Origin of the sequence: Pseudomonas sp. ICMP 8385 (assembly GCF_002699915.1) — a bacterium.
Classification (GTDB): Bacteria; Pseudomonadota; Gammaproteobacteria; order Pseudomonadales; family Pseudomonadaceae; genus Aquipseudomonas; species Aquipseudomonas gessardii.
The window spans coordinates 73,536-87,947 of sequence record NZ_LKBY01000098.1 but is presented as its reverse complement, the minus strand read 5'-3'; the positions used below and the strand labels follow the sequence as shown (position 1 = coordinate 87,947).

The 14,412-nt window shown below is 51.1% G+C and carries 14 protein-coding genes and 3 pseudogenes; 15 read left to right on the top strand and 2 right to left on the bottom strand.

The genetic code is table 11. The annotated features are described in order from the left end of the window. The 13 genes and pseudogenes from AO268_RS34005 to AO268_RS14465 form a co-directional block, all read left to right on the top strand. Positions 1-878, top strand: a pseudogene (locus AO268_RS34005) (hypothetical protein); the annotation flags it as partial. Between the two features lie 159 nt (positions 879-1,037). Then, a pseudogene (locus tag AO268_RS34000) lies at positions 1,038-2,245 on the top strand (RHS repeat-associated core domain-containing protein); the annotation flags it as partial. A gap of 19 nt (positions 2,246-2,264) precedes the next feature. Beyond that, positions 2,265-2,619, top strand: a pseudogene (locus AO268_RS33195) (RHS repeat-associated core domain-containing protein); the annotation flags it as partial. 372 nt (positions 2,620-2,991) lie between these two features. After that, on the top strand, positions 2,992-3,375 hold the full coding sequence (locus AO268_RS32405) for a hypothetical protein (protein WP_141562818.1): 384 nt from the start codon (positions 2,992-2,994) through the stop codon (positions 3,373-3,375). A 166-nt stretch (positions 3,376-3,541) separates the two neighbouring features. Then, positions 3,542-3,961, top strand: a complete 420-nt coding sequence (locus tag AO268_RS14515; RefSeq protein WP_099169057.1) for a hypothetical protein — start codon at positions 3,542-3,544, stop codon at positions 3,959-3,961. Between the two features lie 567 nt (positions 3,962-4,528). Beyond that, positions 4,529-4,891: a hypothetical protein gene (locus AO268_RS14505; RefSeq protein WP_099169056.1), complete on the top strand. Its 363-nt coding sequence runs from the start codon at positions 4,529-4,531 to the stop codon at positions 4,889-4,891. A 113-nt stretch (positions 4,892-5,004) separates the two neighbouring features. Continuing rightward, positions 5,005-5,421 (top strand): hypothetical protein, encoded by a 417-nt coding sequence (locus AO268_RS14500; RefSeq protein WP_099169055.1) that lies wholly within the window; start codon positions 5,005-5,007, stop codon positions 5,419-5,421. An 81-nt stretch (positions 5,422-5,502) separates the two neighbouring features. Next, entirely contained in the window at positions 5,503-6,318 is an 816-nt protein-coding gene (locus AO268_RS33190) for a hypothetical protein (protein ID WP_232243839.1), read from the top strand. 79 nt (positions 6,319-6,397) lie between these two features. Then, the gene (locus tag AO268_RS14485; protein WP_099169054.1) at positions 6,398-6,766 is read left to right on the top strand and encodes a hypothetical protein; all 369 of its coding nucleotides are present in this window, start codon (positions 6,398-6,400) and stop codon (positions 6,764-6,766) included. Positions 6,767-6,999: 233 nt separating this feature from the next. After that, the gene (locus tag AO268_RS14480; RefSeq protein WP_076964736.1) at positions 7,000-7,389 is read left to right on the top strand and encodes a hypothetical protein; all 390 of its coding nucleotides are present in this window, start codon (positions 7,000-7,002) and stop codon (positions 7,387-7,389) included. Positions 7,390-7,737: 348 nt separating this feature from the next. Further along, positions 7,738-8,097 carry a hypothetical protein gene (locus AO268_RS14475; RefSeq protein WP_076964737.1) on the top strand — a complete coding sequence of 120 codons (360 nt, stop codon included), beginning with the start codon at positions 7,738-7,740 and terminating at the stop codon, positions 8,095-8,097. Positions 8,098-8,313: 216 nt separating this feature from the next. Continuing rightward, the gene (locus tag AO268_RS14470; RefSeq protein ID WP_099169053.1) at positions 8,314-8,727 is read left to right on the top strand and encodes a hypothetical protein; all 414 of its coding nucleotides are present in this window, start codon (positions 8,314-8,316) and stop codon (positions 8,725-8,727) included. Between the two features lie 190 nt (positions 8,728-8,917). After that, on the top strand, positions 8,918-9,676 hold the full coding sequence (locus AO268_RS14465) for a peptidase E (RefSeq protein WP_257154384.1): 759 nt from the start codon (positions 8,918-8,920) through the stop codon (positions 9,674-9,676). A gap of 101 nt (positions 9,677-9,777) precedes the next feature. Here the strand turns inward: AO268_RS14465 and cysS are convergent, their stop codons facing one another. Both cysS and AO268_RS14455 read right to left on the bottom strand, forming a co-directional pair. Beyond that, on the bottom strand, positions 9,778-11,160 hold the full coding sequence (cysS, locus tag AO268_RS14460; protein WP_099169052.1) for a cysteine--tRNA ligase: 1,383 nt from the start codon (positions 11,158-11,160) through the stop codon (positions 9,778-9,780). A gap of 20 nt (positions 11,161-11,180) precedes the next feature. Continuing rightward, positions 11,181-12,881: a glutamine--tRNA ligase/YqeY domain fusion protein gene (locus AO268_RS14455; protein ID WP_099169051.1), complete on the bottom strand. Its 1,701-nt coding sequence runs from the start codon at positions 12,879-12,881 to the stop codon at positions 11,181-11,183. A gap of 250 nt (positions 12,882-13,131) precedes the next feature. On the opposite strand from AO268_RS14455, the gene AO268_RS14450 reads away from it, so the two are divergent. Beyond that, positions 13,132-13,635, top strand: coding sequence for a peptidylprolyl isomerase (locus AO268_RS14450; protein ID WP_099169050.1), 504 nt, complete (start codon positions 13,132-13,134; stop codon positions 13,633-13,635). Next, the gene (lpxH, locus tag AO268_RS14445) at positions 13,632-14,381 is read left to right on the top strand and encodes a UDP-2,3-diacylglucosamine diphosphatase (RefSeq protein WP_076964743.1); all 750 of its coding nucleotides are present in this window, start codon (positions 13,632-13,634) and stop codon (positions 14,379-14,381) included. The genes AO268_RS14450 and lpxH overlap by 4 nt, the downstream gene beginning before the upstream one ends. Positions 14,382-14,412 lie beyond the last annotated feature (31 nt).

Here is a 14,412-nt window from a genome sequence, read left to right as displayed (position 1 = left end):
CGAAATCGAAAACGAAGCCGGTGAAACCTACCAACTGGCCTACCACGCCAACGGCCTGATCCAGCAGGAAACCGGCTTCGACGGCCAACGCACCGCCTACGTCTACGACCTTAACGGCCACCTGCAGGAAAAAACCGAGTTTGGCGATGATGACCGTCAGCTGATTACCNCTTCGACGGCCAACGCACCGCCTACGTCTACGACCTTAACGGCCACCTGCAGGAAAAAACCGAGTTTGGCGATGATGACCGTCAGCTGATTACCGCCTACCAGCGCGATCACGCCGGCCGCCTTATCAGAAAAACCCTGCCCGATGGCAGCACCGTGGATTACACCTACGACCGCCTCGGCAACCTCCTCAGCGTCGACGACGGCCACTGGCCGCTGCACTACGAATACGACAACCAGAATCGCCTGACTTCCTCCTCAGCGTCGACGACGGCCACTGGCCGCTGCACTACGAATACGACAACCAGAATCGCCTGACTGCCGAACACCAAGGCTGGGGCACCCTGCGCTATGGCTACGACCACTGTGGCCAGCTCGAAACCTNACACCAAGGCTGGGGCACCCTGCGCTATGGCTACGACCACTGTGGCCAGCTCGAAACCTTGCGCCTGCCGGACAACAACCGCCTGACCTTCAACCACGACAAGGGCGGGCACCTTGCCACTGTCGACCTGAATGGCCGGACCCTCACCTCACACCTGTTCCAGGCCGGCCGCGAACACCAGCGCCAGCAGGGCCAACTGCTCAGCCACTACCACTACGACGACCAGGGCCGCCTGGCCCAACACGAACACGCCCACGGCCTGCGCCGCTACACCTACGACAAAAGCGGCAACCTCACCCGCCGGCTCGACACCCGCAAGGGCCAGCACGACTACCACTACGACCCCCTCGACCGCCTGACCCGCGCCGACCACTCCCAGGCCCCCACCGAACGCTTCGCCCACGACCCGGCGAACAACCTGCTGATGCAAGACCGCCCAGGCCCCGGCATCGTCGTCGGCAACCGCCTGTTACTGCAAGGCGACCGGCATTACGACTACGACGCTTTCGGAAACCTCATACGCGAACGCCGTGGCCGCGCACAGCAGTGGGTCACCNACGACCCGGCGAACAACCTGCTGATGCAAGACCGCCCAGGGCCCGGCATCGTCGTCGGCAACCGCCTGTTACTACAAGGCGACCGGCATTACGACTACGACGCTTTCGGCAATCTCATACGCGAACGCCGCGGCCGCGCACAGCAGTGGGTGACCGAATACCGCTACGACTGCCAGCACCGCCTGATCGGCGTCACCCAGCCGGACGGCAGCCAGGCCAGTTATCGCTATGACCCGTTTGGGCGGCGTATCGCTAAAGTGATCAATGGCAAGACCACCGAGTTTTTCTGGCAAGGCGACAAGATCATCGCCGAGCACACGGCGGGGCAGCACCGCAGCTATCTCTACGAGCCTNGCACCGCCTGATCGGCGTCACCCAGCCGGACGGCAGCCAGGCCAGTTATCGCTATGACCCGTTTGGGCGGCGTATCGCTAAAGTGATCAATGGCAAGACCACCGAGTTTTTCTGGCAAGGCGACAAGGTCATCGCCGAACACACGGCGGGGCAGCATCGCAGTTATCTCTACGAGCCTGACAGCTTCAGGCCGTTGGCTTTGTTGGAAGGGTTTGGTCCGGCCAATACCCAGGCCTTCCACTACCAACTGGACCATCTGGGTACGCCGCAGGAACTGACCAACGCGCAAGGCAAAATCGTCTGGTCCGCCCACTACCTCGCCTACGGCCAGATCGCCCGGTTGGATGTGGACACCGTCGATAACCCGCTGCGTTTTCAGGGGCAATACTTCGACCGTGAAAGCGGGCTGCATTACAACCGGCATCGCTACTACAATCCAGATAATGGCCGCTATTTGACCCCCGACCCGGTGAAGTTGGCGGGTGGGTTGAACGGGTATTTGTATGTGCCCAACCCTACGGGGTGGGTGGATCCGTTGGGGTTGAGCTGCAAGACTGCAGCCTGCTCGGGTTCGATAGTCGCCGACGGTCCTTATAGCGAAATAGTTCCAGGTGGCGGGTTAGCAGCACATGAAGCAGCAGGAGGACATTTGATAAAAAAACATATTGGTAGAACCAATGAGCAATTGGCCTCGCGACTAAAGCACGAACCTTACGTGCCCACAGCCTCTACCTTCCATGATCGAGCAACTGCAGAGTCGACAGTTTCGAAGGTGATTGCTGATAACGGAGNCCCAGGCCTTCCACTACCAACTGGACCATCTGGGTACGCCGCAGGAACTGACCAACGCGCAAGGCAAAATCGTTTGGTCCGCCCACTACCTTGCCTACGGGAAAATCACCCGGCTAGACGTGAGCACCGTCGATAATCCGCTGCGTTTTCAGGGGCAGTATTTCGACCAGGAAAGCGGGCTGCATTACAACCGGCATCGCTACTACAATCCAGATAATGGCCGCTACCTGACGCCCGACCCGGTGAAATTGGCCGGTGGGGTGAACGGATATTTGTATGTGCCTAACCCTACGGGGTGGGTGGATCCCTTGGGGTTGAATACGTGTCCGGGTGGGGATGGGTGTAAGCCAAGCACTGATATTGGAGATCCAGCAAAAAAGAAGGCCAACGCAGGAACACCTTCGGTTTCAGTCGTATCAAACACTACCCCTGAAATGGGCTACCACAAGGAAATCTATGCGAGTAAACCGGTAAAACCAGAAGAAGTCACTCTAAAATGGGGTGAGTTTTTAGGTGATGGCCCCTATACAAACATTCATCCAAGAACTGGAAAACCAGACCCCGACAGGTTAGTTTCTGCAGATGGTACAAGAAGTATTCGTTATGGGCCTCACGAAATGAATAGCAAACCGACCAAGCATCACTACCATGAAGAAACATGGACTTTAGAACTAAAAAACAAAACCATGAACGTCGACAACTCAGTCATCAGAGTACCACTACAGAAGAAATAAAATGATTGTAAAAATACTAAAAATATTTTCTCATAACGACAAACCTTATGTTAATTATGAGACATCTGCCGGATGTGGTGTAGCAACGTGGATAGGCCCGATACCGAAAATCGGAGAGCATATTGATGTTGAATTCGACCTGAATGATATTTTTTGTTGGAAAAATAATATTACCCAATCACCCCAACATGAGGAAAAAATAGAGATCATAGACAGCATTACCTACATAACTGCAGAACTGATCTTAGGGAATAATGATAATTACGCAGCCCTACGCATTGGATCTTCAATAATCCTTATAGACCTGAAAGAAAAACCCGACCATGCTCCAAAGTATGTAAACTTAAAAACAACAAGCATTTCACTTTACCCCACAGACGTCTAGACGAGAGCCATTCACTTGAAAGTCAATACTTTAATGCGCCCAGTATCGACAGCCTTGTCCAGAACCTGCATATCAGCGATAAAAGTGACGGACATATCTAATCCGAAATGAAGTTCCTTAAAGATGGAACAGCATTCACACTACCCCCCAAAGAAGGAAGATAAAAATGCTATTCCATCCACTTTCCAGCCATATATCTTTCGATGCAAGCTTGAATTATTTTGTGGGAATTTTTGATATTTATGACCAAGAAGAGAGCAAAGAATTTGAACTATCAAAGTACAACCCAAACAACTCAGAAGATAGAGAAAAACTGATCATCAAATACTGTCTTGATCCAGACGAGCAGCTTTCATACAGACACAGATACACTCTTATGAAAACCTTGAAGCACTCTCTAGACAGCAAAGATTTTAATTTTCACGCTTTCTTTGAGGACAATCATGATGAATATACAAGCATGGCCTGGAATGAAGATGAAATAGAGGATCCTCGAGATTTTTTTGAGGAAGTTTATAGATTAGCCACTGATAAATGGAAAGACGATCTGGACAAAGCCAGCCATGAGGACCCATCCACCTGGTAACCCTGGACAAAAAGGAGGATTTATTTAATCGCATTTATGATAAAAAGTGACGGACATATTTAATCCCGAGCCAATTAAAAAATAGGTCCGCCATTAATACCCCCTTAACTTGTGCGCCTGAATGAAGCTAACCACTAAGGCGTGATACTCGGCAAACGCTTATAATCGTCATCTGTGCACTTTGTTAAATAGATCCGTCCCCTTTATCGCTGGAAAAACATGGCGCGCAGACTACGCTGGATGCTCAATTTGAACGGGTAATGACAGCTAGAAACCCAACCACAGGAGAGATCGAAAGATACATTGATGGAAGAAGAGCAGGCCAACCCAAAATACCTAGCGCAGCTACTCGGTACCTTAGCCATAGAGACCAACTAAACGCTATTTATCGAGCACAGCTTATATTCAGGAGAACAAATATCGATACATCGCGCGAACCTATATATATGGGAAAAACAATTGGCGAGGGATACAAAAAAGCAACCTTAGATTACGGAAGGCAAACCAAAGCAAAAGTCATACTAGACACAGACGGAAAGCCCATTACTGCATATACGAAATTTTAATATGAAATTACTACCAAAACTTTCAATTATCAGAAGCCTGCTATTTACGTATAGCCTTGATAATTTCGACGATCCTGAACGAGAGCGCTTCATCGTTTCAAAAAACATTAACAACGACAGAGAACTATCAGAACTGTTTGACAAACTGACTAAGCCTGAATTTCTTCATTACAAAAAAGAAGAGAGAGAATGGCATATTAATACGCTGGAGCACTTTTTAAAAACCGACGAAAATTTCGATTCGATTTTTTATCTTTTTGACACTTACTTTGACGACGAAATTACTGACCAGAGACAATTTATGAAAGTTTTGCTTGAATGCCTCACTCGCTATCACGCCGAGGCAATGCAAAATGAGTCATAAAATTAAGATAGCTATTTAATCAGATAACAATTACCGCAATAGGCTCAATGCTAAATAGTTCCGTCCCCTTAGGCACTACACGACCATTTACAGCATTCCCCAAGTGAATAACTATGTTAAAAGCCCCCTTTATAGACACCCCTTACATCCCAAATATCTCCCACATACTGGGAGCGCTATCAATATACGACCTTGAAAACACCGTTGGAAAAGAACTTCGAGCATACGACCCAAACAACAAACAAGAAAGAGAGAAAATAATTAGGACTTTTATACTGAAAGACCTTATGTACCTATCTTACAGGCACCGCTACTACCTCATTCTAGAGCTCGAAAAAGCTTTAAAAAACCCAAAGTACAATTTCGCCAAAGAATTTGAAAGTGACCATAACGCACACATAACGATGGCTTGGGATGAGACAGAAATAGAGAACCCGCGAGGATTCTTCATGGAAATTTATCGCATTGCAAATGAAGAATGGAAAGATGAACTTCAAAAGGCTAGCCTTGAAGACCAGCATACTTGGTAAATTATTTTTCCTAAAGCCCTTAACCCCTACAACCGACCTTTACACAAAAAAAACACATTAGAGCACATAAAAAAGCCAAATATGAAAAACATGGAAATAAAAATAATCAAGAAAAACAAAATCGAAACCGCGACTATCGAATACGACAAACACACATGCACCTTACATATAACATTCGCCAATCAAACCCATAAGAAATACTCCACCCCTAGTATCTTTCACAGCTTTGGGTTATTACGCAAAGACTTCAGCGACATAAAATTTTTATGCAAAGGCTCAAAAGTCAACGTATTTTACTCTTCATACACAAGACTAAGCGGAGTCGCGCTCCATGAGTCAACATTAGGCGACCCGAACCAAAAATTGGTGCGAATATTCGATCATGAAGAAAACAACCTGACCAACGACATTCAAGAACAAGCTGAATTCCATACCAAGTGGAAAAATTCTTTTCAACCTGACCACCCGATGCCCAGCCACTTTAAGCCCCTTGGAAATATCCGCACAAAAACCATAAAGGCGATCATAGACGGCCAAAAAGTAGACGCGGAGGTAAAATACGACTCTACACGCATGATGTTAGGTTTTTCAGAAGCCGACGATTTCAAAAAAATCTATCGAGAAGCAAACATATATAACTGTTTCGCAAAAATGAGAACCGACCTACCCCATATAGTATTTCTCTGTAAAGGCGCAAAAATAAATGTCAGACCTTCCAGCATGGCCTCGCAGATGGCGGCCGGTTTGGTTGCATATGAGCTGACCTTAGGCAAACACGCCACCCACGAAGATATCGTTCATATATTCGACTACGAAGAACACAATCTGACAAATGACCCGCAAGACCAAGCGACTTTTTATAAGCAATGGTTAATTTCAATAGGTGCGTGCGGATAAACGGGACAAATCTATTTAATCGCGAGTCAATACTGCGATAGATCGGTCCCCTTTATCGAAAAACATCCAGGATCTTAAGATGAAGAAATTTCCCGTTTCAGACGGAACAATAGAAAAACTAATGTGCGATAGAAGCACGCTATCGATAGAGTTTTCAGACTGGCAGGAGCAGCTATGGCTAATAACCTTCCACGAACTAATTGCCTTCCAAGGGATAGGTGCGATCGGATCTGAAATATCCGAAATGTACGAAACCACTGACACGCCTCTCTCAGTGGAGGCAACAAGAGTAGATCCAAATGAGACAGGGACTAGTTATTGCTTCACATCCAGTGATGGAGGCGATGTGATTTTTATAGTAATTGCAGGTAGCTATACAGCTAAAAAACTTGACTACACACAAAACATATACACTACCAAACGTAACAAACGGGACGATTCTATTTGATCGTAAGTCAATGCAATAATAGGTCCGTCCCTTCCCCCCTTACCCAACAAACGTCTAGACGGGAGCTATTTACTTGAAAATCAATATCTTAACGCCCCACTCCCCTTTAACTTGTGCATCTGGATGAAGCCAACCACTAAGGCATGATGCTCGGCAAACGCTTACAGTCGTTATCTGTACACTTTGTTAAATAGATCCGGCCCATTTATCGGCTCACGAATCGGAGCACCGTGATGAATCATCTAGAAAAAGAATTAGATGAAACTCTAAACACGTTGAACATCGCCTCAAGAAAGCTCAACTCTGAAGAGCTTGAAACATTAATATCCACTTTAACCAAAAAATATTTTAAAACCGAAAAAAATGTACTAGATCCAGTAGATTTCAACGAAAAACACACCGAACACAACCCTGATTTTTGGAAGGAAATACCAGGCCGAATAAAAAAGAACGACCTCATTCTTTTGGTTTTTGAGACTAGTTATAGAGCATGGAAACTCGAAAACGCAAAAGATCTTGCGCTGCTAATAGGCGAAACAACTGGTTATCCGTTCTGGGTCACTGATCATAATCTATCGTTTTTGGTTCATCTGGATGACCATGATTGCGTGCTCTGGGCTTAAACATCAAAGAGAAGTACGGGACAGATCTATTTGATCGCGAGTCGATGCAGTAATAGATCCGTCATTGATCGCCTATCATTCCTGAGTTTGTATGCTTGGATGAAACCATCCACTACGGTGTGATGAGCGTTGATAAAAAGTGACGGACATATTTAATCCCGAGCCAATTAAAAAAGTCCGCCATTAATGCCCCTCTTAACTTGTGCGCCTGGATGAAGCCAACCACTAAGGTGTGATACTCGGCAAACGCTTATAGTCGTCATCTGTGCACTTTGTTAAATAGATCCGCCCCCTTTACCTTTTATTAAATAGATCCGCCTTCTTTATCGCCTTATACGGACTTTTAAAATGAAACGACAGCCAAAACTATCAATAATTCGCGGCTTGCTTTTCACATACAATATAGAAAACACAAAAAATCTGGAAAGAGAGGAAATCATAGTATCAAAAAATGTCAATGACCGAAAAGAGCTCTCTGAACTATTCGACACTCTGACAAAGCCTGAATTCTTCACGTATACGAAAGAGGAACAACAATGGTTTATAAATACGATTAGCCACTACCTGTCAATCAACGACACTTTCGACTCCGTTTTTTATCTTTTAGATACTTATTTTGAAGACGAAATAATAGACCAAAGACAGTTCATGGAAGTACTGCTCGAATGCCTTATCCGCTACCACGGAGAGACAACGAAAAATGGATAAACGGGACAACTCTATTTAATCGCGAGTCAATACAGCAGTAAGCTCCCATTGGTCCGCCCACGAGCCATTAATCTCTGTATGAACGGCGGAAACACTCACGATCAGTGTTCTTGCGCAGCGTTAAACAGATCCGCCCCCTTAGTCCGGGTGTCAATAACGCAGGTCAAATAACAACTTTGCACACAAAAAGTGGTAAAGAATTTTGGAGAACCATAAATGGCAACGCCACTGAAAAAATCATCAGACCCTACACCGAATAACCTAAAAAAGGCGCTGGTAGTGGCGATCAACGAACATGTGGACGAAGACGTCACGCTTGTCATCGACGGTATCACTGTAAACTGCTTTGCCAGCGTCTACCCTTATGAAATCTCAATAGGCAACACCTACGACATTGAGTTGACGTTGACTCTTACTGAAAACTATGAAATTCAAAGCGTTACCTCTATCGACCGCCTAGTTGAGAAAAAAGGAAATGGGTACGCTTACTTTCTTTACGGCAAGCTCTGCAACGATATTTTCAACACCTTTACTGTATTTCATGGTGAGGAAATTCATTATGAACATCCCGAGCTAAACGACCAGTTTATAAAATTAGAAGTATCAAGAATTGATGCCACCTTTCTTTAGCTCCCTGGTCGCTATCACATTCGTTCGACCTACTTCGGATAAACGGGAAAATCCCATCTGACTGCCATTAACCGCAACGAGGCTGCGATAGCGGTGCCTCACACAATATAAATACTGGCAGCGCCGCCGCCATCGCAGCCTCGCTGGGGCTCGACAGCTCCCACCTTTGATCTTTGCTACCTTGAGCAATGTGTTTGAATTATATTTCCTAGTGTTCAAAGACCTTGAAAAAGCGGAAATTCAGGACGAGGCAGAGGTCGTGATGGATAAGTCCATAATGGTTATTGGTGGGGAGTCAGCCGAGAAAATGACCTGCATGACTCGCATTGACGAACACATCGTCGCAATCTCGGGCAAAGCACATCCCACCGTTCTCTATATCTCCACAGCCAATGGCGATGACCGCCTGAAAATTTCCGACTTCATCACCAAATACGAAAGCATCGGTTGCACTGTCACCTGCTTGACGTTTTTTATTCCGCCGTTTCCCGACGCTGGCCATATTGCATCGTTGTTTGAACAGGCCGACATCGTTTATGTAGCAGGCGGGAATACGCGCGCCATGTTAGCTATTTGGCGCGAGTTTGGTGTAGTTGGCTTGCTAAGGAAGGCATGGGAAAGTGGCAAGGTGCTTTGTGGTGTCAGTGCCGGAGCCATTTGCTGGTTCGACTACGGCCACTCCGACTCAGGGGGAGCCTTCGCCCTGATTGATGGCCTGGGCTTACTTCCCGGCGCGCTGTGTCCGCATTTCAGCTCAGAGGCAGGAAGAGCAGAATCATTTGTTGAGCTTGTGAAACTCAAGGGAGTGCACCCCGCTTACGCAGCTGACGACGGGGTTGCCCTGCACTTCAAGAATGACCAACACCATGAAACGATCTGCAATGACGCAAAAAGTTGCGCTTATGCAGTCAGTCCGGCACCTCCTTATCTAAGGTTGTTATCTGAGTAGAGGCCGATTAACGGTTGAGCAGCCTTGACTCACAAAACCACCACACACAAAAACGCCCCGAACCAGTCGGGGCGTTTTATTCAGTTTGAAGCAATCAGCCGTCAGTCAGCCAAACGCCACGTCGTCCCGCCCTTGCCGTCTTCCAACACCACGCCCATGGCGGTGAGTTGGTCGCGGATGCGGTCGGACTCTGCCCAGTCCTTGTTGGCACGGGCATTCAGGCGGGCCTGGATCAGGGCGTCGACTTGGGCTGCGTCCACACGCCCTTCGGCGCCGGCTTGCAGGAAGTCGTCGGCTTCCATTTGCAGCACGCCCAGCACGCTGGCCAGTTCCTTGAGGCGGGCCGCCAGGCCGGCCGCAGCGGCGAGATCGCTCTCGCGCAGGCGGTTGATCTCGCGGACCATCTCGAACAGCACCGCGCAGGCTTCGGGGGTGCCGAAGTCGTCGTTCATCACCGTGGTGAAGCGTTCAACAAATGCCTCGCCACCGGCCGGCGCCACCACCGGCAGGCCTTTCAAGGCGTGGTAGAACCGTTCCAGGGCGCCCTTGGCGTCCTTGAGGTTGTCTTCCGAGTAGTTGATGGCGCTGCGGTAATGGCTCGATACCAGCAGGTAACGCACAACCTCCGGGTGATACTTTTCCAGCACGTCGCGGATGGTGAAGAAGTTGTTCAAGGACTTGGACATCTTCTCGCCATTGATGCGAATCATGCCGCAATGCATCCACGCGTTGGCGTAGGTCTTGCCGGTGGCCGCTTCGCTTTGGGCAATTTCGTTTTCGTGGTGCGGGAACTCAAGATCGCTGCCGCCGCCATGAATGTCGAAGGTCTCGCCCAGGCAGCAGGTGGACATCACCGAGCATTCGATGTGCCAGCCCGGACGCCCGGCGCCCCAGGGCGATTCCCAGCTCGGCTCTCCGGGCTTGGTGGCCTTCCACAGCACGAAGTCCAGCGGGTCTTGCTTGGCTTCGTCGACTTCGATGCGGGCGCCGATGCGCAGGTCTTCGATTTTCTTGCGCGACAGCTTGCCGTAGCCCATGAACTTGGCGACGCGGTAGTACACGTCGCCATTGCCCGGGGCGTAGGCGTAGCCCTTGTCGATCAAGGTCTGGATCATCGCGTGCATGCCAGGGATATGGTCCGTGGCGCGTGGTTCCATGTCTGGCTTGAGGATATTGAGGCGCGCCTCGTCCTCATGCATGGCGGCGATCATGCGCTCGGTCAGCGCGTCGAACGACTCGCCGTTTTCATTGGCGCGATTGATGATCTTGTCGTCGATGTCGGTGATGTTGCGCACATAGGTCAAGTCATAGCCGCTGAAACGCAACCAGCGGGTCACCAGGTCAAAGGCAACCATGCTGCGGCCGTGGCCGATGTGGCAATAGTCGTACACGGTCATGCCGCACACGTACATGCGCACCTTGTTGCCATCCAGCGGCTTGAAGACTTCTTTACTCTTGCTGAGCGTGTTGTAGATCGTTAGCACGACGAATCCTTAAGACTGAATCACTGGCCCCACGAATCACGCAAGGTCACGGTACGGTTGAATACCGGCTGACCAGGTTTCGAGTCCTTGATATCCGCGCAGAAGTAGCCTTCGCGCTCGAACTGGAAACGGTCTTCCGGCTGTGCGTCGCCCAAAGACGGTTCGGCACGACAACCGGTCAGCACTTGCAGGGAGTCAGGGTTGATGTTGTCCAGGAAGCTGGCGCTGTCTTCGGCCTTCTCGGGGTTGGCCGAACGGAACAGACGATCGTACAGGCGCACTTCGCACTCGATGCTGGCCGCCGCCGGCACCCAGTGCACCACGCCTTTGACCTTGCGGCCTTCCGGGTTCTTGCCCAGGGTGTCTGGATCGTAGGAGCAACGCAGTTCGACGATGTTGCCCTCGGCGTCCTTGATCGCTTCATCGGCGCGGATCACGTAGCTGCCGCGCAGGCGCACTTCGCCGTTCGGCTCCAGGCGCTTGTAGCCCTTGGGCGGCGCTTCCATGAAGTCATCGCGGTCGATGTAGATTTCACGAGCGAACGGCAGCTTGCGCACGCCCAGCTCTTCTTTCTGTGGATGGCGCGGCAGTTCGAGGTGCTCGACCTGGCCTTCTGGGTAGTTGGTGATCACGACTTTCAACGGACGCAGCACGCACATGGCGCGCGGTGCGTTCGCGTCGAGGTCCTGGCGGATGCTGAACTCAAGCATGCCGTAGTCAACCACACCGTCGGAGCGGTTGGTGCCGACCATCTCGCAGAAGTTGCGGATCGATGCCGGGGTGTAACCGCGACGGCGGAAGCCCGACAGGGTCGACATGCGTGGGTCATCCCAGCCGAACACGTGCTTTTCATCGACCAGTTGCTTGAGCTTGCGCTTGCTGGTGATGGTGTAGTTCAGGTTCAGGCGGCTGAACTCGTACTGACGCGGGTGCGCCGGCACCGGCAGGCTGTCGAGGAACCATTCGTACAGCGGGCGATGGCTTTCAAACTCAAGGGTGCAGATGGAGTGGGTGATGCCTTCGATGGCGTCCGACTGACCGTGGGTGAAATCGTAGTTGGGATAGATGCACCACTTGTCACCGGTCTGGTGGTGATGGGCGTGGCGGATGCGGTACATGATCGGGTCGCGCAGGTTCATGTTCGGCGAGGCCATGTCGATCTTGGCCCGCAGTACGCGGGCGCCGTCCGGGAACTCGCCGTCGCGCATGCGGGTGAACCAGTCCAGGTTCTCTTCTACCGAACGCTCGCGGAACGGGCTGTTCTTGCCAGGCTCAGTCAAGCTGCCGCGGTATTCCTTGGCCTGCTCCGGGGTCAGGTCGTCGACATAGGCCTTGCCGGCCTTGATCAGCTCCACGGCCCAGTCGAACAACTGGTCGAAATACTTGGAGGCATAGCGCACTTCACCGGACCATTCAAAGCCCAGCCACTTGATGTCGCTTTCGATGGCGTCGATGTATTCCTGGTCTTCCTTGGCCGGGTTGGTGTCGTCGAAACGCAGGTGCGTGACGCCACCGAACTCCTGGGCCAAGCCGAAGTTCACACAAATCGACTTGGCATGGCCGATGTGCAGGTAACCGTTGGGCTCAGGCGGGAAACGGGTGACGATCTGCGTGTGCTTGCCCGAATCCAGGTCCGCCTGGATGATCGGGCGCAGGAAATTGACCGGGACGGCAGGTCCGGCCTTGGAATTCGAGGTAGGGTCGACAGTGGGCTTGCTCATAGGATCCTTGAACAGACGAAGTACGTGGCCCGAAGTAGGGCCGATAAAACAAAGGGCTTATCATAGCCGAACCTGTCAACCGCCTGACAGAGCACGACCAAAAACTGCTGCTTTAATTACCCGGGCGGTAAAAAACCACCTCGAAATTCCTGACGGGCACGCTAAACTGCGCGCCTTGGTCGCAGTTTAGCCAACCCGGTTGGGTGCCCAGGCGTCCGAACCCACGAATTCCCTGAAAAGAGTAATGAACATGACTCAAGTCAAACTGACCACCAACCACGGTGACATCGTCATCGAACTGAACGCCGAGAAAGCGCCGACCACCGTCGCCAACTTCATCGAATACGTTAACGCCGGCCACTACGAAAACACCGTTTTCCACCGTGTCATCGGCAACTTCATGATCCAGGGCGGCGGTTTCGAGCCCGGCATGAAAGAAAAGAAAGACAAGCGTCCAAGCATCCAGAACGAAGCGGACAACGGTCTTTCCAACGACAAGTACACCGTCGCCATGGCCCGTACCATGGAGCCGCATTCGGCCTCCGCGCAGTTCTTCATCAACGTGGCCGACAACGCCTTCCTCAACCACAGCGCCAAGACCGTGCAGGGTTGGGGTTACGCGGTATTCGGTAAAGTCACCGAAGGCACCGACGTCGTGGACAAGATCAAGGGGGTTTCCACCACCATGAAGTCCGGCCACCAGGACGTACCCGCAGACGACGTGATCATCGAGAAAGCCGAGATCATTGCGTGATATTGCTGATTTCAGATTTGCATCTGGAAGAGGAGCGCCCGGACATTACCCGGGCGTTTCTGGATTTACTCCACGGCCGCGCCCGTGGCGCGCAAGCGTTGTACATCCTCGGGGACTTTTTTGAAGCCTGGATTGGCGACGATGGCATGACCCCGTTCCAGCGTTCGATTTGCGCGGCTCTACGTGAGCTGAGCGACAGCGGCACCCAAATATTCCTGATGCACGGCAACCGCGATTTCCTGATCGGCAAGGCGTTCTGCAAAGCAGCAGGCGCGACCTTGCTCAAGGACCCCAGCGTCGTGCAGATGTATGGCGAGCCCGTGCTGTTGATGCACGGCGACAGCCTGTGTACCCGCGACCTCGGCTATATGAAGCTGCGGCGCATCCTGCGTAACCCCGTCGTGCTGTTTATCCTGCGTCACCTGCCCTTGCGCACCCGCCATAGACTGGCGCGCAAGCTGCGCAGTGAAAGCCGTGCCCAGACGCGCATGAAGGCCAACGACATTGTCGATGTGACGCCCGAGGAAGTGCCACGGGTGATGCAGGCCTTCGGCGTACGGACCCTGGTCCACGGCCACACCCACCGCCCGGCCATCCACAAATTGCAGATTGGCGAACAGGCGGCCAAGCGCATCGTGCTCGGGGATTGGGACAAGCAGGGATGGGCGTTGCAGGTGGATGAGCAAGGGTTTCAACTGGCGGCGTTTGACTTCGTCAATCCGCAGTTAGCGTTGCCGGGCGCATAACCCCAGGCACAACACCGATCAACATGTGGGA

Excerpts from the sequence above, each read along its gene's own strand:
- AO268_RS32405 (WP_141562818.1), top strand. The coding sequence starts at position 2,992 with ATGATTGTAAAAATACTAAAAATATTTTCTCATAACGACAAACCTTAT.
- AO268_RS14515 (WP_099169057.1), top strand. The coding sequence starts at position 3,542 with ATGCTATTCCATCCACTTTCCAGCCATATATCTTTCGATGCAAGCTTG.
- AO268_RS14505 (WP_099169056.1), top strand. The coding sequence starts at position 4,529 with ATGAAATTACTACCAAAACTTTCAATTATCAGAAGCCTGCTATTTACG.
- AO268_RS14500 (WP_099169055.1), top strand. The coding sequence starts at position 5,005 with ATGTTAAAAGCCCCCTTTATAGACACCCCTTACATCCCAAATATCTCC.
- AO268_RS33190 (WP_232243839.1), top strand. The coding sequence starts at position 5,503 with ATGAAAAACATGGAAATAAAAATAATCAAGAAAAACAAAATCGAAACC.
- AO268_RS14485 (WP_099169054.1), top strand. The coding sequence starts at position 6,398 with ATGAAGAAATTTCCCGTTTCAGACGGAACAATAGAAAAACTAATGTGC.
- AO268_RS14480 (WP_076964736.1), top strand. The coding sequence starts at position 7,000 with ATGAATCATCTAGAAAAAGAATTAGATGAAACTCTAAACACGTTGAAC.
- AO268_RS14475 (WP_076964737.1), top strand. The coding sequence starts at position 7,738 with ATGAAACGACAGCCAAAACTATCAATAATTCGCGGCTTGCTTTTCACA.
- AO268_RS14470 (WP_099169053.1), top strand. The coding sequence starts at position 8,314 with ATGGCAACGCCACTGAAAAAATCATCAGACCCTACACCGAATAACCTA.
- AO268_RS14455 (WP_099169051.1), bottom strand. The coding sequence starts at position 12,881 with ATGAGCAAGCCCACTGTCGACCCTACCTCGAATTCCAAGGCCGGACCT.
- AO268_RS14450 (WP_099169050.1), top strand. The coding sequence starts at position 13,132 with ATGACTCAAGTCAAACTGACCACCAACCACGGTGACATCGTCATCGAA.